Source organism: Caballeronia sp. KNU42, from assembly GCF_053760385.1.
Genome location: NZ_CM132389.1, coordinates 2,262,524 through 2,282,690, shown reverse-complemented (window position 1 = coordinate 2,282,690; position 20,167 = coordinate 2,262,524). Strand labels below are relative to the sequence as shown.

Below are 20,167 nucleotides of genomic sequence, written 5' to 3'. Positions count from 1 at the left end.
GAAGCCGACGGCCGTCAACTGTTCGATCGGGCATGCCGCCGCCATCGGGTCCAAGCGCTCGGGCGGTGGACGTACTTTGCTCCATTGATCATCGATTAGCCAACGAGCGCAACGCACACGCGTCATACGGCTTGCCGCCCGCCTCTTAGCGCGGCGCAAAGCGGCCCACGAGCATCGCGCGTTTCCATCCAAAGCCTGCTACTTTCCGATATTCAAAACCCGCTTGCAGCAACGCGCGTTTCACATCGCCGGCGCTGGTGTAGGTGGAAAACGTCGCGTCGTCGATTGCCAACGCGGCAAGTGAACTGAAGATCGCGGGCGTCCAGAGTTCAGGGTTTTTCGCCGGCGCAAAACCATCGAGATAAAACGCGTCGACGCGCAATTGCAGGGTGGGCAGGATAGCCACTGCGTCACCGAATATAAGCGTCAACGTGACGCTGCCATCGTCAAAATCGAGTTGATGCGTGCCCGGTTCCATTGCCGGCCACGCGGCGATGAGCCCGTCCGCGAGTGCGAGGACCGATGCATCGTCCACGGTCACCGCGTAGGCACGACGCAGATCGTCCGCTGAAAACGGGTGCTTTTCGATCGATACGAAATGCAGCCGTTCGCCGCGTTCGGGGTCCGCGCGCCACGCGGACCAGGTCGTCAGGAAGTTGATGCCCATGCCGAAACCGGTTTCGAGCACAGTGAACGTTTGACGGCCTTGCCATCGTCCGGGCAAACCGTTGCCCTGCAAAAATACATGCTGCGACTGGGCAAGACTGCCCACTATGCTGTGATAGATATCGCCGTATTCCGGCGAATACGGCGACCCATTGGGGCGGAATGCAAGCGTGGCGGGAATCAGCGGATCGGTCATGCGGGTCGGATGTCAGGGAGGGACTGTTGGGAACCAGGTTCGAAGGGCCACAGCCGCGTCATTGTCGCGCGGTCCGGCGAGGGTTCCGCACGTTAGCAAAAAATGGCGAGCCTCTGGTGGAAAATGCGCTTGAGAAAACGCTGTCTCCGGTTCGATGCTCAATCGCGATTTATCCGGCAAGCGGCAAAGTATCCCCGTTCTGCCATGAAGACACGCTAAGATGAATCGAGTGGTTCCGGTTTGGCCGGGCCGCGTTCGTGCGTGATTTTCTTTGACAGGAGAACAAGATGGCAGCCAAGAAGATCTTATTTCTGACCGGCGATTTTGCGGAAGATTATGAAACGATGGTGCCATTCCAGGCGCTGCAAATGGTCGGCCATACAGTGCACGCCGTGTGCCCTGGAAAGAAGAGCGGCGACAGGATCAAGACCGCGATTCACGACTTCGAGGGCGACCAGACCTACACTGAAAAGCCGGGACATCTGTTCGCGCTGAACGCAAATTTCGATGACGTCGATGTCACCCACTACGACGCGCTGATGATCGCCGGCGGCCGTGCGCCGGAATATCTGCGGCTCAACGATCGGGTGATCGAAATCGTACGGCAGTTCGCTGCTGCGGAAAAACCGATTGCAGCCGTCTGTCACGGCGCGCAGTTGCTGGCAGCCGCCGATGTGATTCGCGGCAAGCGGATTTCCGCCTACCCCGCTTGCGCGCCGGAAGTCCGGTTGGCCGGCGCAGAGTATGCGGACATCGAGGTGGACAGCGCGGTCACCGACGGCAATTTCATCACGGCCCCGGCGTGGCCCGCTCATCCCCGCTGGCTGGGTCAGTTCCTCGCACGGCTTGGAACTGAAATCGCGCTCTGAACGATTGCCGCAGTTGCGGCGGTGGACGCTCCCGAGGGCTGGTTAGCGGGCTTCGAGAGCGTCCGTGGTTTGCAGATGTCATCTTGGTTAACCCCGCTATTTGCCGACGTCTGACGGCCATTTCGGGGCGATCATGGGCGTCGACAGGCGCCGCAATTGCCTGAGGATTGCCCACCCCGCCCGGGCTTGCAGAACGCCGGGCGCGGCGGGCTGCTAGAATTGACGTTTTACTTGCCTGGTCATGTGCTATGGGCTTTGAACAGCTCGCTGTATTGAAACAACAACTCGAGAAAGAAAAACAGGCGAAACGCGCGCAATCCAAGCCCGTGGCGAAGCCTGCGCATAAGCCTGCCTCGAAGCCCGCCCCGAAGCCGACAGCCAAGCCGATCTCGAAGCAGGCCTCCGCGCCGGACTCGAAACCTGTCGCGAAGCCGCCGCGCCATCCCCGGCCCGCGGCCAGGCCTGCTGCTCCCGCTCCTGTCGCAGTCAGGTCGAAACCCGTGGACCCCGTCGTCTTGACCATCGGAAAACTGCAAAAAAGGTTTCCGAAAGCCTTCCCGAAAAATCCGTTGCCGAAGGTGCCGCTGAAGATCGGAATTTTCGAAGATCTTCTCGCGCATGCCACGGAACTCGCGCTGAGCGAGACGGAGTTGCGCGCCGCGATCAAGATCTGGTGCCGTGGCAGCCGTTACTGGACATCCATGGTTGAAGGCGCGATCCGCGTTGATCTCTCCGGAGAAGAAGCCGGACGGGTGTCGCCTGAAGACGGTGTCCGCGCGACAAAGCTCGAAGAAGGTCGTCTGGCCAGAGTCGCGTCGAAGGCCGCGGCTTCAGAAAAGGCGGCAGTGCCTGAGAGCGAAGCGGTGGTCGAGAACGCACCGGTAGCTGAGAACGCACCGGTTGCTGAAAAGCTGGCCGTTCCGGATTCCGAGAACGTTGCCGATTAATCGTATGTGAGAGCAGGAGGTTTGCGGCTGTCCCGCAGCCTCCTTTGCACCCATTAGGCTACAGGCACGGGCACTTCGACCGGGCCCACACGGAAACGGAAGCGTCGCCGCAACGGTATAGGCAATGCTGTTGCGTCCCTACGTTTCTCCATATTGTCCTGATAGCCCGGACCGAGACGCACTTGGACGCCGGCGCCGCTTGGTTAACTCCAGCGCCGCGCGTACGGTCTCCGAGGAAGCTGAGGATAGCCTCTTCGTGACCCGTCCCACGCCACCCGAGTATTTTCCGCCAAGGCAGTAGCGGACCCAATCCGCCCGGTCACCGGTCCCGTCACGACGGGAATAACGGTCCGCTTCCACCGTCGCGCGAATGTCCTGACCAATCCCTTCCATGCACGGCCACGGCTGTCCGCTGCCCGTCATCCAGCACGTCCTCATTGAAAGCGCTTCGCCACTATTCGTCGCAACGAACGCGATCCACAGTGGCGTTGAACGCACGATTTTCTGCTTTCGCCGGCACTTCGCAGACGATCAAAGACGCCTCCATCCGACGTTTCACAAATTCTTGACATTCTTATTTTGTTGAACAACATTACATATATTGTTCAACAATCAGGATCGCCGAGAGTGATCCTTTCTTCAGAAAGGGAACGTCCATGCATGCATATCGTCCGTCCTTCTCGCCGCGTCGCGCCCTGCTTGCCGGGCTCACAGGTCTGATGCTGCTGGTCCTGCAGGGTGAGGCCAACGCCGCCACACAGGCGCCGCCCACCATCGCCTCGGGCACGCTCACCATTGGTTCCGACCTGACCTATCCGCCGTACGCATTCATGGAGGGCGACACGCCCGCCGGACTCGATCCTGATTTCATGACCTCGCTCGCGTCGCACTTGCAACTCAAGCCGCAGTTCGTCGACACGCGTTTCGCCAACCTGATCCTCGGGATCAACGCGAAGCGCATCGACATCATTGCGTCCGCGCTCTATGTCACGCCCGAGCGCGCGAAACAGATCGATTTCGTGCCCTACTTCAAGACCGGCGGCTCGCTCCTTGCGCTGGCCGGCAGCGGTTTCGCCCCCGTCACGCCCGAAGCCCTGTGCGGCAAACGCGTGAGTTCGATCAAGGGCGCCTCGTGGATTCCCAAGCTGGCGAAAGTCAGTCAGGACACCTGTGCAACGAAGGGCCTCGCACCTATCGATGTACGCGAGTTCGAGACCTCGCCGCAAGCCTCGCAAGCGCTGTTGGCCCACGCTGTCGATGCGCAGTTCGAGGACTCGGCCGTGGCGAAGATGGCCGTCGACAAGATGAGTGGGCGCCTTGCCATCACATCCACTACGCCGCTGTTCCCGGTGGTGGTCGGCCTGGGTGTGGCCAAGAACGATCCAGCGCTGCTTGCGGCGGTGAAGGGTGCGCTCGACACGATGAAGCATGACGGCGAGTACGCCACGCTGCTCAAGCGCTACAACGTCGCCGAGCCGACCGGCGCGGAAATCGCACAAGCACTCGGCGCGACGAATTGAGCGTCATGTTTGGCAGCATATGCCAGTCCCACACCCTTCACGGACAACGCGGCGCGTTTGAACGGCCGCGTTGCCCTGCGGAGAAAGATGAATGATTTTTGACTGGCACTACGCCCTGTCGCTACTCGCCGACAAGGCATTCTGGAGCGCATCCTGGCGCGTGGTCGAACTCAGCATGGCGACGTGGGTGATTGGCATCGTGGCCGGGTTCCTGCTGGCGCTCGGCAAGCAGTCTCGCATCGCATCATTGCGCGTGGCGTGCTCGGCTTACATCTGGCTGTTTCGCAGCTTACCGTTGCTGGTGCTGCTGATCTTCGTGTACAACCTCCCGCAAGTGTTCCCGGCGTCGAGCATGGTGCTCGCCGACCCGTTTCGGGCGGGCTTGATTGCGCTGTCGATCAGCGAAGCCGCTTATATAGCGGAGATTCATCGGGGCGGGTTGCTTTCCATTGGTCGGGGCCAGTTCGAGGCCGGCCGCGCGCTGGGGTTGCGCTACCTCGGGCTGCAGCGGCTGGTGGTGGTGCCGCAGGCGTTTCGCGTCGCCTTGCCGTCGCTCGTCAACGAATACATCACGATCGTCAAGCTCACCTCGCTCGTGTCCGTGATCTCGCTCGCCGAAATATTGCTCGTGGGTGAGCGCCTCTACACGCAGAACTTCAAGGTCCTGGAGACGATGCTCGCAGTGTCGTTCTACTACGTGTTGATCGTGACCGTGGTCGGGTACGCGCTGAAACTGCTCGAACAGCGCCTTGATGTTGCACGCAGGGAGCCCGCGGCGTTCAGTCCTGCCGAGTCGGCGGCGTCCATCAACACACCAACGGCGCAGGTCGAAAAGACCGGGCGTGTCGCGCTTGAAGCGGTGGGCTTGCGCAAGCGCTATGGCGTGCACGAAGTGCTGAAAGGCGTCGACCTCAAGGTGCAGGCGGGCGAAGTCATCTCGGTGATCGGGCCGTCAGGATCGGGCAAGACTTCGCTGATCCGCACGCTCAATGGTCTTGAGGCGCTCGACGACGGTGAGATCATGCTTCACGGCAAGCTATTCCAATGGGGTGCAAGCCGAGCGCGACGAGCGGTGTCGCATCGCGAGCACATGCGTGGCATTGTCGATATAGGTATGGTGTTCCAGAGCTTCAATCTCTTCCCGCATCGCAGCGTGCTCGACAACGTGACGCTGGCGCCGCGCTATCACAATCGCGGCTCGAAGGCGGCTCTGCGCGCGCTCGGCATGGAGATGCTTTCAAAAGTCGGACTGGCCGCGCATGCGCACAAGTATCCGCACCAGCTCTCCGGCGGCCAGCAACAGCGGGTGGCGATTGCGCGGGCGCTGGCCATGAAACCATCCATCGTCCTCTTCGACGAACCGACCTCCGCGCTCGATCCCGAACTGGTGGCTGAAGTCCTGAAAGTCATCGAGCAGCTTGCGCGCGAAGGGATGACAATGGTGATCGTCACGCACGAGATCAATTTCGCCTTCCGCATTTCGGATCGGATAATCTTCCTGGAGAATGGCTCGATCGTGGCGGATGCCGCGCCCCACGTCATGACCGCGTTCGACAAGGATTCCCGCGTCGCGCACTTTCTTAAAGACCTTCAGATCGCATGACCCGATCAGTTTCAGCGAACGATTCAGTAACCGATTCCGTGTCCGATTCCGTAACCGATTTCAACCGCGCCGTGACCAAGAACAAGACCGTGACCGAGCACATCGAAGAAGAGTCCGTGACCGAGCGCATCGTCACGCAGATCCGCGACAAGATCATCTGCGGCGACCTGTCTCCCGGCACTGCGCTCACCGAAGCCGATCTCACGAAGGCGTACGACGTCTCGCGCAATACGCTTCGCGAGGCGCTGCGGCAGATTTGCCGTGAAGGACTGGCCGTGCACTACCGGCATCGAGGCGTGGTGGTGCGCACGCTCACCCGCACCGACGTCCGCGATATCTTCCGGGTCCGCCGCACCCTGGAATTGCAGGCGATTGCGCTGCCGGGAAAGACCGACCCGCCCGACCCGGCCGTGCTGCGCGCCATGGCCGCTGCCTGCGATGCCGCTGCGCAAGCCGCGTCGCAAGAAGACTGGCGAAGCGTGGGCACGCATAGCCTGCGGTTTCATCAGCACATTGTGGAGATGATCGGCAGCGCGCTGCTCGACCAGTTCTTCCGCACGATTCTCGCGCAGTTGCGCTTGCTGTTCTCCGCCGCACCCGACGAACGGCGTTTCCAGTTGCCGTGGATCGAGCGTGACCGGGAGCTCTACGACCTGATCGTGGCCGGGGAACACAAGCGGGCGAGCAAGAAACTTTCCGACTACCTGGACCGCTCTGAAGAAGCGCTGATCGACCTTCTCTGAACCGCTTCTTTCGAGGGTCCCTTTCGCGAGCGAGGCCTGGCGCCTCGCATCGATTCATTCAGGAGAATCAGAACCATGTTGAACTACCCTGCCGCTTATCAGGTAACCCAGGGTTCCGCGCTCGAAGTGGACCGGGACTTTTATACGCGGGTTGCCACCGCGCCGGAAACGCGCACGCTGGTGGACTCGGCGGTAGTGCCAATCCGCTCCGGCTATGCGTGGAAGGTACCGGCCGGACATGTGTTCCGGATCGTAACCATTGAAGGCCCGCAGGTCGCGGATCTCAACATCTGGAACCTGCACAATCCGCGTGAGCGCTTCTGGGCATCACGCACGCGCCAGTTGCAGCAGGCGCATGTGAGCACATTCGACCGGCTGTGGTCGACCCTGCCCTATCTCCGGCCGCTCGTGACGATCACCGACGACAGCCTGGCCGACTACGGAGTCGACGAACACGGCGGCCGCGTTCACGACCTGCTGGGCACACGCTGCGATCCGTATGTGAACCGGATGCTGACCGGCGAAGATTTCGATTTCCATTGCCATTCGAACCTGACGCGCGCGATCGCCCCGTACGGTCTCACCGAATTCGATGTGCACGATGTACTGAACGTGTTCCAGTGCACCGGGCTCAATCTGAACGACCAGTATTTCATGAAGGCATGTCCGGCAAAGAAAGGCGACTATCTGGAGTTCTTCGCGGAGATTGATTTGTTGTGCGCGCTGTCGACTTGCCCGGGCGGCGATTTGTCCTTGCCGATGTGGGGTCCGGACGCGCGCGATCCGCTCGAAGTTTGCCGGCCGCTGGGCGTGGAGGTATATCGGCTCGCGCCCCGGATGCTCGATGGATGGAGTTCGCCGGAGGCGCCGCCTTACCGCGGGCTGCATGGAATGCGGCTCGATACGTCGGGACGTGGCGGCTGTTGCTGAGAGCCGCGTTGCGGATGTCCTCCGCTTAGATGTAGATGACGCCATCGGGCATCCCGCTCGATGGCGCCGGTCATCCGCGAATGCCACAACCCATACTATTCACGATGATGCGAAGTACGGCGCAGCTTGTCGCAGCCAATAGCCATCCCGAACGAAACCGCCCAGAAGGCGATGATTGCGCCGATAAAAAGCAGGTCCACGATTTGTCTCCTGACAGATTGATAGGTCTTTGTCTTTAAGACTAGGCAAGGACCCGTCAACGAGGTGCCAAGAGATCGACCGAACTTATCAAAAAAGGCTAAAGGCCGCGTGAACTGATCGCGGATCGCAGCACGGTTCGGTTACTCACTGCCAAATTCCATCTTGATACTGCTCGGCACGCCACCGGGTCCGGCAGGATTGGGATTGCCAAAACGCGGAATCGACCCATCCGCACGAGCGCGAGCCAGCTCTGCTCGCACCTGTGCACGCGTCTTTGGAGCCTGATCGGATTGAATTGGAAGCGGCTTTGGCGCTACAGGCTGTACTACCGGCAGCACTTCCTTGACCCGCGGCCTTGCGAGAACCAACGCTGGCCGTGGTGCCGTGCTGGCTGCGGTTGGCGCTCCCTCTGGCGAACCTGGATTTTCACTTCCGGCTCCCAAGGCCGGGCTTGCTGCTTCGGTTTCTACAGCGCTATTCGATAGAGTTTTGATCTGTGGCGTATCCCCAGCCAAGGACTCAAGAGAAGTGCCGATCGCATGTTCGCGCACCCGGGATTTGCCCTTATGTGAACGTTCGGCTCTCGCAGGCAAACGCGTTGCAGGCCGACTCGACTTTGCCGTAATGCGCGAGTTGTCAGGCGGCGTAACAGGCGGCACTGAGTCAACTTTTTCCTCACGCGCCTGCAACTCTTTCTGAAGCGGGAGCGCGCGGCTATCGTCCATGTGAAGCGTTTGAACCGCCCCTAATAGAACCTTGGCGGAAGCGAGATCGTTGCGTTTCAGGTTTTCCCGAATTGCCTGAAGAATATGGGCGATATCGTCGGAATGGCTGCTCGCTGAAGCTGAATTTGATCTCTCGGATTCGCCCCAGCCATCCTCCGGATCGCCGGAAATGGAAGCACCGTCGCGTTGCGAGCCTGATTGCGCCCCCGGCAGTTTGTCTTCGCCTGACCGCATTACAGATGCGCCGATCACCAGGGCACCCAGAAGGAGGCCCGCGAGGAATGTCCTCTTAGGAATGCTCAACATAAGTGTCTGTCCCGTAGCTTGGAAATGCACATCCGACACCCGGATAACATCAGCTTCACCGACCTTCACTCGCATGGATGCAGCGCAAAAAGGAACGCGCATGCGCTGCGGTCTTGCAATTGATAACTTACGCGCTCAAACGGAAGATTGGATGCGTCAAACTCTAGCCTATATCCGCCAAAGTCAAGGTTTCTGCAGGGCGCCAAACGGTGCCGTTCGCCGGCTTGTTTGTTAGGACGATTGGAATTTCCGTTCCGTTTTATCGATACCCGACGTTTGCACCCGTCAATCCTGCCGGAACGACGAACGGTGCCTGGCAATTTGGCGATATCATGATAACTGTACATCCATACAGTTATCATGATCGACCTTGCATTAGCGGGGCAGGCTGAATCCCAACGGCGCTTCTACTATCTCCGCAATTTCGAGTTCGCTCTCCAATGGCTCGCCGATCGGTACGACGACCTGTGGATCGACGACGAACGTGCTTTCCTGAGCGCGTTCTCCACGCTGCCCCTGGCTTCCCGTGCACTGCTGATGCGCCCGCTGATGCGCGCCGGGCCACTGTTCCGGGTAAGCGCGCTGGCCTATGACGAGATAGGCAGCCCAACAGACGCTCTCAATCCTCTCAACGCTTTGGGATGGGTCGATCCCGACCCGGCACTGACAATAGACGAACTATTTCGCCTGCATACCCTGCGCGAACTGGCGAATATCTTTCCTGATGCATTCGGCGCGGCGAAATTACGCAAGCCCGAATTGCTCGAAACGCTTCGCAGCCAACATCTGACAGCGCGCCCTTATTTAAGCTGGTGGCCCGGGTCGGATGATCAGGTCGTACGCGTGAACGTGGCATCGCTGTGCGATCGCTTGAGACTGATGTTCTTCGATAATTTACATCAGGCCTGGTCAGAGTTTGTTGTGAGCGACCTGGGGATTGTCCGGTACGAGAACGTCCCGTTGCAGCCGTCCTCCCGCGCGCTTCAAAGCCGTAAGGATATCGAATCATTCATGACGATTCATGCCTATCGGGAATTTGGCGCGCTCGTCCGTCAAAGCGCGCCTGCCTGCGCTGCTACACTTGCCGCGATATCAATTGCCGCGCAACGCTCGCCGTCCGGCACAATGCCGATCGCGCGTCCATTCTTCTTCTGACAAAGTCTGCAACCCATGCTTCGATTCGAGAACCTCTGTAAACGTTACGACGAGCGCGTCATCTTCCATGCACTGCGTTATAGCGCCGGCGCTGGATGCGTGGCGCTGAACGATGAAAGCGGCAGCGGCAAATCCACGTTGCTCGGCATTCTCGCAGGTGAGATCGAACCTGATCACGGCGAGGTATGGATAGACGGGCATTCCCTGCGTGCCGCCCCGCTCGAGGCAAAGTCCCTGCTCGCATACGTACCGGACGACTGCATGCCGTACTCGCTGCAGACGGGCCGCGAGTATCTGGAATTGGTGGCAGCGAACAGGAAAACAACCGTCGACAGTCGCACGCTCGACCTGGCGGATCGCTTTGGCTTGACGCCACACTTGGAGAAGCGTTTCGAGCAAATGTCGTTTGGCACGCGCAAGAAAATCTTCCTGACGGCGGCGGCGCTGGGCGATGTGAAGGTCGTTATCGCGGATGAACCAGCCGCCGGCCTCGATGCCCCCGCGCGTGCTGTCCTGATTGATTTGTTCAGGACGCTGGGTGCAGACCGGACGGTTTTCTTTTCGAGCTATGACGTGGATTTTTCCCAGGCTTGTGGCGCGAAAGTAGTCAGTTTTGCTGAGTTTGGCTTAGGAGTTTAAGCGAGTGCCGGAAGCGTGAGCCGTCGCGCCCGAACCGGCACCGTGATGCTTCATCCAAGCCCCATTGCTCGAACGAGCATGACCAACCCGATTACAACGACGATGGCTCCGATCGCTCTCGCCACGCGCTCACCTTCCGGTGCGAGACGTTCGACGGTAATGAGTGCCGTCACGCCGGCCATCGCGCGCAGATCCATCACGCCGATCACGAGAAGGACCGCCGTCAGGCCGGCACAACACGTGCTGCAGTGAAGCCCGAGGCGCAGGCCATGTCGCCAGGCCGTGCCGGCGCCTGCCTGCAACGGCTGCAACGCCTGCAACGTACAGCCGTGCCCCGGCGCACCCCGGCAGCAAGCAAGGTGATGCGCCTTCCACGCAGTGAACTGAAGCGCACCAGCGATCACGACGACCACGCCGGACGCGATCGGAACAATGCGCGCCAGTGTTGGCGCCTGCATTTGAAGGGACGCCAGCGCGCTGCCCAGCGCAAACATGACCATTCCAAATACGGCCCACACGGAGAAGTACCCGATGCCCACCAGCACGGTCAGCCATCGCACGCGAGTTGCACCTGTCCTGCCCAAGGCCTGACGGTAGCGCCAGAGCATGGGAGCGAGGGATGGCAGCATCATCGCCACCATCATCGCGACCCACATGCCGATGAACGACGCCGTTGCATTGGGCCATGTCTGTCCGCACATTCGCATCCATGCCATCGACATCATCCAGCCGCCGGGCATCGGCATCTCGCCCATCGCCGACATGGACGCGCACCAGACGATCGTCACCGTCGCGCTGGCGCCGAAAAGCAACGCAGAGACGCCGAAGAACACCCGCTGGGAAACGCGTTCGGAACCCATGCTTTGTGGCATCTCCTGCCTCCCGTTTTGCGCGAACGAGCACGATCTCGCTCAGCGCTTGCCGTACTCGTCGTGACGCTTCCACCAGACACCTGTCTCGTTGCGCCCCTTGGACGCGCGATCAAGCCACTGGTACATGCCCCAGAGGCCGTCCACGCCACGCGAATAGGAGGAATAGGTGTGATAGACCACGCCGTCCTCAAGCACGAACGCACTGACGCCCGGTCGCTCGCGCGCGTACGTAGCCGTGTCGGTGCCGGACATGGTTGCGAACGTAGTGACCCCGTCGGGGGTCGTACGCGAGGGTATGTCGACCATAGGCGCCTCGCGAACGTAGTTGTATTCGACCGTGCCCTCGCGCTGTTGCTGCTCCGTGAGCGAGATGTTGAAGTCAAAGTTGAAGTCGCTGCCGAACGAAGACGCCCAGGGAAACGTCCACCCCATCCGGCGCCGGTACGCCTGCAATTTCGCGAGCGGCGCCCGCGACACCGCCGACAGCGTGACGTCATGATTCGCGAGGTGCACAACCACGCCGTCGAACCCATCCGCGATCGACGAGCATGACGGGCACCCTGCCGTGTAGTCGGGCCCGAACATGAAGTGATAGACGAGGAGTTGCGAACGTCCCTGGAAGAGGTCTGCCAGCGACGCGCTCCCTTCATCGGTCTCGAACCGGTAGTCCTTGTCGATGCGAACCCACGGCAGTGCCTGACGTTGCTGCGCCAGCTCGTCGCCGCGCCGTGTGGATTCCTTCTCCGCCTCGAGCAGCTTGAGCCGCGCTGCGAGCCATTCTTCACGTGTCCCGGTTGCGTGTGTCGTCATCGTCCTTGCCTCCGTTGGGTGGTCTTCGTCGTTCGTTAGGTGATAGATTAGTACCGTGCATCGAACGATGGGAGTGACAAGTGTGGCGGGATTCAGGTAGACCATGGACCCACTGATTGCGGTCGCGGCGCGTGCGCTTGCCACCGGTGACCCGCTCGGCGCGCTGAACCGGATCGCCTTGCGCGACGACGCGCCCGCGCTCGCGCTTCGAGGCATCGCGATGGCGCAACTCGGCGATCTGGTTCGAGCGAAGGCCCTCATGCGAAGTGCGGCGCGCGCGTTCGGTCCGAAGGAAGCCGTGGCCCGCGCGAGGTGTGTCGTCGCCGAGGCCGAGATCGCGCTCGCCTCGAGAGACCTGGGCTGGCCCGTGAAGACGCTCGACGCAGCACGAGCGACGCTCGAAGCACACGGCGATCGCGTGAACGCCGCCCATGCGCGGTATCTCGCGGTCCGGCGCCTGCTCCTGATCGGACATCTCGACGCGGCCGAACAGGCGCTCGCAAGGCTTGACCCCACGCCCTTCCCGTCCGCGTTGAGGGTAGCGCATGAGCTTGTAGTGACGGGCATCGCCATGCGGCGCCTCCAGGCAAAGACGGCGCGCGCTGCGCTTGCGCGGGCCGCACACGCCGCGCAGCATGCGGGTATTCCTGCGCTCACCGCAGAGGTCGAAAGCGCATCCCTCATACTGAATACGCCTGCCGCGCGCTCGATTGCGAGTGGTGAGGAACGGCTCATGCTGCTCGATGAGGTCGAGGCGTTGCTGGCATCGAAGGCGCTGGTGGTGGACGCGTGCCGCCAGATCGTGCGCGACACAGGCACCGTGGTCTCGCTCGCGAGGCGTCCGGTATTGTTCGCGCTCGCCCGTGCGCTGGGCGAAGCGTGGCCCGACGACGTGCCCAGGGACACGCTCGTCGCGCGGGCATTCCGGGCGAAACACGCCGATGAATCGCATCGCGCACGCTTGCGTGTTGAAGTCGGACGGCTTCGCGCGGTGCTCGGGACGCTCGCCGGCGTAAGCGCGACGAAGCGAGGATTTGTACTGGTGCCGCGTGCCGCACGCGAGGTCGTCGTACTGGCCCGGCCCGTTGAAGACAAACATGCGGCGGTGCTGGTCTTCCTCGCCGACGGCGAGTCGTGGACGAGCTCGGCTCTCGCGCTTGTGCTTGGAACCAGCCAGCGCACCGTGCAGCGTTCACTCGACGTGCTTTCGGCAGAAGGCCGGGTGCAGTCGTTTGGCCGTGGGCGGGCACGTCGCTGGTTGACCCCGCCGGTGCCGGGATTCGCGACAAGCTTGTTACTCCCCGCTCCACTTACCTAATGATTAGGATGCCACTATGAAACGAGCAGAGGCAGAAATCATCCGTGAATATGGACCCTTTCCGGGTATCGATAGCGTGCATGGCGTCACGTATGACGGTCAGCACGTCTGGTTTGGATCCGGAGACAAGCTGAACGCCTTCGATCCGGCGAGCGCCAACCCGTCGCTACGCTCGCTTAAGGTCCCCGCCGACGCGGGAACGGCCTTCGACGGCCGGCACCTGTTTCAAATCGACGGCGATCGTATCCAGAAGATCGATCCGAAAACCGGTCAGGTGCTCGCCACGATCCCGGCGCCGGATGGCGGTGGTAATTCGGGGCTCGCGTGGGCTGAAGGGACGCTCTGGGTGGGGCAGTATCGGAGCCGGAAGATTCATCAGGTCGATCCTGAAACGGGGACGATTCTTCGCGCCATAGAATCCAACCGCTTCGTCACCGGCGTGACATGGGTTGATGGAGATCTCTGGCACGGCACCTGGGAAGATGATGCGAGCGAGCTGAGACATATCGATTCGCAAACGGGAGAGGTCCTGGAGAGCCTCGAGATGCCAACTGGAGTCTACGTGTCAGGGCTCGAGTCCGATGGCGGTGAGCAATTCTTCTGCGGCGGAGGAACCAGCGGCAAGGTAAGAGCGGTTCGCCGCCCACGGCGAGACTCGGCGGCCGGCAGCGATGCCGGCGTTCCTATCGAATCTGCCAGCGAGTAGTTTCAGGCGGCAGGCGCGTTTCGAAGCCGGACTCTTGTGTTGACCGCGCACTCGTCCGTTCTTGAAAGATCGCCTGACGGATCCAGTGCCTCGAGCGCCAATTCACGCATCAGACTTCGTCCGGTCTCAGGCGCCTGAGTCAATGCGCAAGCTCTGTATCGCGAAGCACCATGCCGTGGCGCTGCCGGGCGATGTCGCGGGACGCTTCAATTTCCTGCCGCATGCGGACCGCGTCCCATCCCAACGCGCCCGCCGCAACCACCGCAATCTCATCCAGCAAGGCGCCGGTCAATTGGCCAGAGATCGCGATCGTCGTCCGTCGGAAAAGCAGGTCCGCAAGATGCGTCACCGCTTCGTGCTCGCATAGGTACTGAATCTCCCGCACGGTGTAACTCGGTTCACTGGCGAGCGGGTTGTCATGCGCTGCGTCCTGAATCCGTGAGCAGAATGCTGCGATGACCGATGCGCTCGTGCCGTAACGCGAGAACAAGGTTTCAGCTCGTGCAACGGGAATACCGCTACGCTCAGCCAACTCGCTGATCCATGCAGCCCGATTCGCGGAGGTAAGCGGAAATTCATGGCCGCCACCAATGGCTTCGTCGCGAGTGCTGACACGGCGCGACCGCCCGAGGCGCTTGAGGGTATCGTCGGCGACCGATTCGGCGAACGCCCGGAACGTTGTCCATTTGCCGCCGACCAGCGAGAGCACAGGAATCGCGGTATCGGGCAGATGATCGACGTGCACCACGTGATCGCGACTCACGTCGCCGGGATTCGCGGCATCGGAATACGGCAGCGGCCGCACGCCGCTATAACGGAACGTGATGTGCGATGCATCCAGTTCCAGGCGGGGAAATATTTCACGCAAGACGCCGAGCATATAGTCGACCTCGCTGTCCTCACAGCGGACCTGATCGGGATCACTCACGCGTATATCGGTCGAACCAATCAGCAGCCGATCCATGAACGGATAGGCAAGACAGATGCGGCCGTCCTTCGAGCCGAAGTACACCATGCGGCCCCGCAGTTGCGCATGGAGCTCCGGATGCGTCACGATCAGGTGCGATCCTTTCGCTCCGCCGATGTACTTTCGCTCGATGGCGAGCGACCGGTTCACGCTGTCGATCCAGGCACCACCAGCGTTGATGATGACGGTCGCTGTCACAGGAAAGAGCCGCTCAGACACGAGATCCCCTAGCCAGACCGTGTCGCCTTCCACGTGGTCAACCGTCATGTAGTTTGCCGCCGCGGCTTCCTCGCAAGCGGCCAGCCCATCGGCGACCAGTTCGTAGTTCAGTCGTTCGGCCTGTGTCACCTGTGCGTCGAAATACGTGGCGGTTGCCTTGATGGCGGGATCGAGCAACGGAAGACCTTGCAGCGAACGTCTCCTGAGCGCGACATGGTGGCGAGGCATGGTCCGGTGATGGCGGCCGAGAAAATCGTAGATCGAGAGACCGAGTTTCGAAATGATCGCGCCGCGGTCGGCGAGCTTCGACTTGACACCGAAAAATCGCAGCGTGGACGCGACGATGCCGCCAAAGTACGAATGAATCGGCAGCACCGTCTCAAGCGGCCGGACGAAGTGCGGCGCGTTTTTCAGCAAGAGGTTGCGTTCCAGCGTGGATTCGGCGACAAGACGAAATTCTCCGGTTTCAAGGTACTTCAAGCCGCCGTGAATGAGCCTCGATGGCGCCGAACTTGCGCCTGAGGCGAAGTCCGCCTTATCGATCAGCAAGCAGTCGACCTGCTGCAACGACAGGTCGCGGAACAGCCCTGCACCGTTAATCCCGCCACCAATAATCAGCACGCTGACACGGCGTCGTTGCGCAAGCCGGTCGAGAAAAAATTCGCGGGATCGTTCGGTCATCACTTGTCTCGTGTCAATCGCATCGTCAATCGCATCGTCAATCGCATCGTCAATACCCCGTGGCTGCGCGATCGAGCGCCGGCCACAATGGCTTCATGCCTGCAATGAGTTGCATGTAAAGGGTGTACGCCTCGGTGAGCTGGCCGTGACGCACCGGGTCCGGCTGGTGCGTTCGCTGGATGCGGTATGCTTTCGTGCCGGCCTCCGCCAGCGATGCAAACGCTCCCGCGCTCACGCCGGCACAGAGCGCGGCGCCCAGCGCACTGGCTTCCTGATTCTCCGGAATATCGATAGGAATCCCTAGGGTATCGGCAAACAACTGGGCAAGCATGGGACTCGATGACCCTCCACCGGTCAAACCCGCCCGGCGCGCGGGAAGCACGCTGGTCAGTGCTTCGACGTGGTATCGGTGATTGAAGACCATGCCTTCGAGCACCGCACGCGCCAGATGGGCACGGCGGTGCCAGCCGCGGATGCCGAAGAACGAAGCGCTTGCGGGCTGCTCGAAGGGGGAACCGAACAGGAATGGATGGAACATGACGGAACTCGGCTCGGCGAACGCAGCCTGCAATTCGTCGCCGATCAGGTCGAACAGCGAGCATCCACGTTCTGCAGCTTGTTGCGCTTCGTGCGAGAAAAACTCGCGCAGGAACCAGTCGACATTGCTCGACGAAGCCGGTGAAATCGACATGTTCATCCATTGCCCGGGACGGGTGCCATTGCGGCACGACCAGCGCGGATCCAGTTGAGGACGATCAGAGAGGATCTCATTGATGCTGAATGTCCCCGCCGTAATCGACACGATACCCGGCTCCGTGTTACCCATCCCCAGGGCGCTGGAGGTGACATCGTGCAATCCGCAGGCAACAGGCATACCCTCCTTCAGGCCCGTCTGTGCGGCAGCTTGTGCGGTGACACGTCCAGCAATTGCCCCAGACGGCAAGATTGGCGGTAACGCGGGAGCAATAGACGTGAGGCCGTATAGCTCCAGTACGTCCGCGCTGTACTGTTGTGTGCGGACATCGGTAAAGGATGAACTGGCTTCCGTCGGATCAGTCGCCGCGACGCCAGTCAGACACAGACGCAGCCAGTCCTTGCAAAAGAGCACATGGCCTATCTTCGCGTACCGCTCAGGCTCGTTGACCTGGATCCATTTCAGCAGGCTGACAGCGGCGTACGGATACGGCTGCTGCCCGGTCAATTCCAGCGCCCGTGGCAACAGGCCAGCTTCGCGCCATTGCTCGCGAATGTCGAAGGCCCGGCTATCGAGCGACAGGATTCCGGGTCCTAGCGGAGCACCGTCGTGGTCGACCAGGTACAAGCCGTCGCCGTGCCCGGTTACCCCGACGGCCGCGATCGCGTCTGCGGGCACATGGCTGAGCTCCAGCACATCGCGAATCGCTCCGCTTGCCGCGGCCCAGGTTTCCTGCATGTCCCGCTCGACGTGACGGGGGCGCGGCTGCCGCTGCTCCACACGCCGGGATCCAACGGCTACGGTACGGCCGGCGGTGTCGAAGATAACGGCCTTCGTCGCGGTCGAACCGCTGTCGAGGCCGAGCAGATATGTCTCCATCGTGTCTCCGGTCCATTTGTGATGCTGCCGCGAAGTCCCTCGGAGCGCAGGAAGCGGTAAAGAATGAGGCTTGCTTCAACATGCCCGCCGGCAGCGCATGATCGTCGCCATGCCGCCAACACTTGCGCCGATGCTTAACCGTGGTATTTGGAATCAAGCTCGTTGATCGCCGCCACGTTGCCCGCGCTTCGGCCGTTCTCGTCGAAGGTCAGTGCAAGAAACGCATCGGCGATGGTCTTGGCCACCTCGGTCCCGATCACTCGCGAACCCATCGTGATGATCTGTGCATTGTTCGACAGTGCCGCGCGCTCCGCGGAATAGGTATCGTGGCACAACGCAGCGCGGATTCCGGGCACCTTGTTGGCCGAGATACTGACGCCGATCCCCGTGCCGCAGACCAGGATGGCGCGGTCGTAATCGCCGCGCATCACGCCTGAAGCCACGCGGTCGGACAGGTTTGCATAGAACTCCTTCGGATCAGCTTCGTTGGTCGACACCTCGAAGACTTCGAAGCGGTCCTTCAGGTGTTCAGCCAGCACATGGGCCAGCCCTTCTCCCGCGCTATCTCCTGCAATTGCAAGTTTCATGAAGATCTCCCTCAGTTAAAGTTCCACGCATCCGGACCAGTCAGAGCACTGCCTTGACGCGCTCCAGGATGTCCAGATACCCGGTGACGTCCCAGGCGGAGCGTCCGATGAACAGCCCGTCGATGTGCGCGCACGCAGCGAGTTCAGCGCAGTTGCCGGGGTTCACCGAGCCGCCGTAAAGGCACGGCACGCGGCGGCCAAGAATCTCTTGCGCGACCTCGATGATCTCGGCCTGGCGAGCATCGGCATAGTCGGCGCTCGCCGGTATGCCGTGCTCGCCGATCGCCCAAACCGGCTCGTATGCAAGCAGGATCGGGGCAGTGTGTTGTTCCGGCTTCAGTCGACCCAGCGCGCCGCGAACTTCGGCAGCCAGCACCTCGGCTGCGCGCCCGCCTTCGCGATCGGCCAGCGTCTCGCCAATGCAGATCAGCGGCGTCAGCCCATGGCGCACCGCCGCTTCGACCTTCAGTCCGACCTTTTCATCGGTCTCGCCAAAATGCTCGCGCCGCTCGGAGTGGCCGAGCTCGACCAGGTCCATTGCGCAATCGACGAGCATCGCCGGTGAGATTTCACCGGTCCAGGCGCCGTGATCCGCCCAGTGCATGTTCTGCGCGCCGACCTTCACCGTCGTGTCCTTGAGGACCGCCTTGACCTCGCGGATCGCGGTGAACGGCGGGATCACGAAGCGCTGCATGCGCGGGTCCGAGGCATCCGTAAGCAGGCCCTGGGCAAAAACGCGCGCCTCTCCCAGGGTCTTGTTCATTTTCCAGCTGGTACCGATCCAGAAAGGGGAATGGGTCATGGTGATGTCGTCAATCGGATGCACGAACCGGTGCTGCTGTGCGTCGCGCCGGGGTGGGTTCCGCTACCCCGGCGCGCAGCGTGAAAAAACCGCAGGCACCTTTCGGCGCCCTGCGGATTCGAGCCATGGCATTACTTCGAAAGCGTAAATGCCGAGGTGTACTTATCCACGTTGGCCTTGGTGATCAGGACGCAATCGAAGAGCTGCTTTTCAGTCTTCGCGCCCGTCTTGCCGGTCTTCAGGAACTGATCGGCTTCCTGCACCGCCTTGACGGAAAACGTGGCCACCGGCTGCAGCACCGTGTATTGCAACTCACCGGCCTTGACCGCGGCCACTGCCGTTGGCGATCCGTCAAAACCACCCACCTTGATGCTCGACAGTTTGTTTGCCTGCTTGAGCGCGGCAATCCCGCCAAGCGCCATTTCGTCGTTACCGCTGATCACGCCAATGATGTCCGGGTGAGCTTGCAACAGGCTCTGCATCGCGTTGAAACCCTTGGTGCGATCCCAGTCGGCCACTTGCGACCCGACCTTCTTCAGGTCCGGATACTGGCTAAGCACCGACGTATACCCGTTGGAACGCGTAGCGGCGTTGTTGTCGGAAGGCGCGCCCAGCAGTTCGACGTAGTTGCCCTTCGATCCGACGTCCTTCACCCATTGCTGCGCACCCAGCGCCGCACCCTGGGCGTTGTTGGACACGAGCTGCGCCTTGGCCAGGCCTTCCTGGTTGATCTCGGCATTGACGAGGAACACCGGAATGTTGGCCGCAACCGCTTTTTTCACCGCGCCGACGGAGCCGCTCGCATTCGCGGGATCGAGAATGATCGCGACCGATTTGTTGGTGATGGCGGTGTCGATCAACTGGCTCTCGGTGTTGGTGTCACCTTTCGAAGCTGCGACGTTAGCGGTGTATCCGAGCCGTTTCGCTTCGGCCGCGGCAACGTTGCCTTCGGTGAGCCAGTACGGATTAGAGGGATCGTTGACGATGATGGTCACGAGCCCTCCGGCCGCGTGAGCTTGCGTGGCGAACAGAGGCGCAGCGATGGCGACGGCGGCGAGCAGCAGGGTTCTTCTCTTGGTTGTCATGGTAAGTCTCCGTTTTTGATTGGCGATAACGTCGATATAAGACATTC

General features: G+C 61.2%; 19 protein-coding genes and 1 pseudogene. 10 read left to right on the top strand and 10 right to left on the bottom strand.

Annotation, left to right across the window (positions count from 1 at the left end; translation table 11 throughout):
- Window positions 1-148 precede the first annotated feature (148 nt).
- Window positions 149-862 (bottom strand): annotated as a pseudogene (mnmD, locus tag ACSOSP_RS29595) (tRNA (5-methylaminomethyl-2-thiouridine)(34)-methyltransferase MnmD); the annotation flags it as partial.
- Window positions 863-1,149: 287 nt separating this feature from the next.
- On the opposite strand from mnmD, the gene ACSOSP_RS29590 reads away from it, so the two are divergent.
- The 6 genes from ACSOSP_RS29590 to ACSOSP_RS29565 all read left to right on the top strand — a co-directional run bounded on the left by ACSOSP_RS29590 (window position 1,150) and on the right by ACSOSP_RS29565 (window position 7,474).
- The gene (locus ACSOSP_RS29590; RefSeq protein ID WP_455312047.1) at window positions 1,150-1,731 is read left to right on the top strand and encodes a DJ-1/PfpI family protein; all 582 of its coding nucleotides are present in this window, start codon (window positions 1,150-1,152) and stop codon (window positions 1,729-1,731) included.
- Window positions 1,732-1,979: 248 nt separating this feature from the next.
- Entirely contained in the window at window positions 1,980-2,678 is a 699-nt protein-coding gene (locus ACSOSP_RS29585) for a ProQ/FinO family protein (protein ID WP_455312046.1), read from the top strand.
- 719 nt (window positions 2,679-3,397) lie between these two features.
- The gene (locus ACSOSP_RS29580) at window positions 3,398-4,198 is read left to right on the top strand and encodes an ABC transporter substrate-binding protein (RefSeq protein WP_455313708.1); all 801 of its coding nucleotides are present in this window, start codon (window positions 3,398-3,400) and stop codon (window positions 4,196-4,198) included.
- 91 nt (window positions 4,199-4,289) lie between these two features.
- Window positions 4,290-5,801, top strand: a complete 1,512-nt coding sequence (locus ACSOSP_RS29575; protein ID WP_455312045.1) for an amino acid ABC transporter permease/ATP-binding protein — start codon at window positions 4,290-4,292, stop codon at window positions 5,799-5,801.
- A gap of 38 nt (window positions 5,802-5,839) precedes the next feature.
- Complete coding sequence (locus ACSOSP_RS29570; RefSeq protein WP_455312043.1) at window positions 5,840-6,544, top strand: GntR family transcriptional regulator; 705 nt, start codon at window positions 5,840-5,842, stop codon at window positions 6,542-6,544.
- Window positions 6,545-6,619: 75 nt separating this feature from the next.
- Window positions 6,620-7,474 carry an urea carboxylase-associated family protein gene (locus ACSOSP_RS29565; protein WP_455312042.1) on the top strand — a complete coding sequence of 285 codons (855 nt, stop codon included), beginning with the start codon at window positions 6,620-6,622 and terminating at the stop codon, window positions 7,472-7,474.
- Between the two features lie 95 nt (window positions 7,475-7,569).
- Here the strand turns inward: ACSOSP_RS29565 and ACSOSP_RS29560 are convergent, their stop codons facing one another.
- On the bottom strand, window positions 7,570-7,674 hold the full coding sequence (locus tag ACSOSP_RS29560) for a potassium ABC transporter ATPase (protein WP_455312041.1): 105 nt from the start codon (window positions 7,672-7,674) through the stop codon (window positions 7,570-7,572).
- Between the two features lie 141 nt (window positions 7,675-7,815).
- Window positions 7,816-8,706 (bottom strand): DUF4148 domain-containing protein, encoded by an 891-nt coding sequence (locus tag ACSOSP_RS29555; RefSeq protein WP_455312039.1) that lies wholly within the window; start codon window positions 8,704-8,706, stop codon window positions 7,816-7,818.
- Window positions 8,707-9,066: 360 nt separating this feature from the next.
- Between ACSOSP_RS29555 and ACSOSP_RS29550 the strand changes: the two genes are divergently transcribed.
- Together ACSOSP_RS29550 and ACSOSP_RS29545 are read left to right on the top strand one after the other, a co-directional pair.
- On the top strand, window positions 9,067-9,861 hold the full coding sequence (locus tag ACSOSP_RS29550) for a hypothetical protein (protein WP_455312037.1): 795 nt from the start codon (window positions 9,067-9,069) through the stop codon (window positions 9,859-9,861).
- 15 nt (window positions 9,862-9,876) lie between these two features.
- Window positions 9,877-10,500, top strand: a complete 624-nt coding sequence (locus ACSOSP_RS29545; protein WP_455312035.1) for an ABC transporter ATP-binding protein — start codon at window positions 9,877-9,879, stop codon at window positions 10,498-10,500.
- A 50-nt stretch (window positions 10,501-10,550) separates the two neighbouring features.
- Here ACSOSP_RS29545 and ACSOSP_RS29540 read toward each other — a convergent pair whose 3' ends face one another.
- Together ACSOSP_RS29540 and ACSOSP_RS29535 are read right to left on the bottom strand one after the other, a co-directional pair.
- Window positions 10,551-11,360, bottom strand: coding sequence for a DUF2182 domain-containing protein (locus tag ACSOSP_RS29540; RefSeq protein ID WP_455312033.1), 810 nt, complete (start codon window positions 11,358-11,360; stop codon window positions 10,551-10,553).
- 51 nt (window positions 11,361-11,411) lie between these two features.
- Entirely contained in the window at window positions 11,412-12,182 is a 771-nt protein-coding gene (locus ACSOSP_RS29535) for a DUF899 domain-containing protein (RefSeq protein WP_455312031.1), read from the bottom strand.
- 103 nt (window positions 12,183-12,285) lie between these two features.
- Between ACSOSP_RS29535 and ACSOSP_RS29530 the strand changes: the two genes are divergently transcribed.
- Both ACSOSP_RS29530 and ACSOSP_RS29525 read left to right on the top strand, forming a co-directional pair.
- Complete coding sequence (locus ACSOSP_RS29530) at window positions 12,286-13,500, top strand: helix-turn-helix domain-containing protein (protein WP_455312029.1); 1,215 nt, start codon at window positions 12,286-12,288, stop codon at window positions 13,498-13,500.
- 16 nt (window positions 13,501-13,516) lie between these two features.
- Window positions 13,517-14,206, top strand: a complete 690-nt coding sequence (locus tag ACSOSP_RS29525) for a Vgb family protein (RefSeq protein ID WP_455312028.1) — start codon at window positions 13,517-13,519, stop codon at window positions 14,204-14,206.
- A 139-nt stretch (window positions 14,207-14,345) separates the two neighbouring features.
- Here the strand turns inward: ACSOSP_RS29525 and ACSOSP_RS29520 are convergent, their stop codons facing one another.
- The 5 genes from ACSOSP_RS29520 to ACSOSP_RS29500 form a co-directional block, all read right to left on the bottom strand.
- Window positions 14,346-16,073 carry a glycerol-3-phosphate dehydrogenase/oxidase gene (locus ACSOSP_RS29520; RefSeq protein WP_455312027.1) on the bottom strand — a complete coding sequence of 576 codons (1,728 nt, stop codon included), beginning with the start codon at window positions 16,071-16,073 and terminating at the stop codon, window positions 14,346-14,348.
- Between the two features lie 49 nt (window positions 16,074-16,122).
- On the bottom strand, window positions 16,123-17,646 hold the full coding sequence (locus ACSOSP_RS29515) for an FGGY-family carbohydrate kinase (RefSeq protein ID WP_455312026.1): 1,524 nt from the start codon (window positions 17,644-17,646) through the stop codon (window positions 16,123-16,125).
- A 134-nt stretch (window positions 17,647-17,780) separates the two neighbouring features.
- Window positions 17,781-18,233: a D-erythrulose-4-phosphate isomerase gene (gene derI, locus ACSOSP_RS29510; RefSeq protein WP_455312025.1), complete on the bottom strand. Its 453-nt coding sequence runs from the start codon at window positions 18,231-18,233 to the stop codon at window positions 17,781-17,783.
- 40 nt (window positions 18,234-18,273) lie between these two features.
- Complete coding sequence (locus ACSOSP_RS29505) at window positions 18,274-19,059, bottom strand: triose-phosphate isomerase (RefSeq protein WP_455312024.1); 786 nt, start codon at window positions 19,057-19,059, stop codon at window positions 18,274-18,276.
- Between the two features lie 107 nt (window positions 19,060-19,166).
- The gene (locus tag ACSOSP_RS29500; protein ID WP_031356734.1) at window positions 19,167-20,120 is read right to left on the bottom strand and encodes a D-ribose ABC transporter substrate-binding protein; all 954 of its coding nucleotides are present in this window, start codon (window positions 20,118-20,120) and stop codon (window positions 19,167-19,169) included.
- Window positions 20,121-20,167 lie beyond the last annotated feature (47 nt).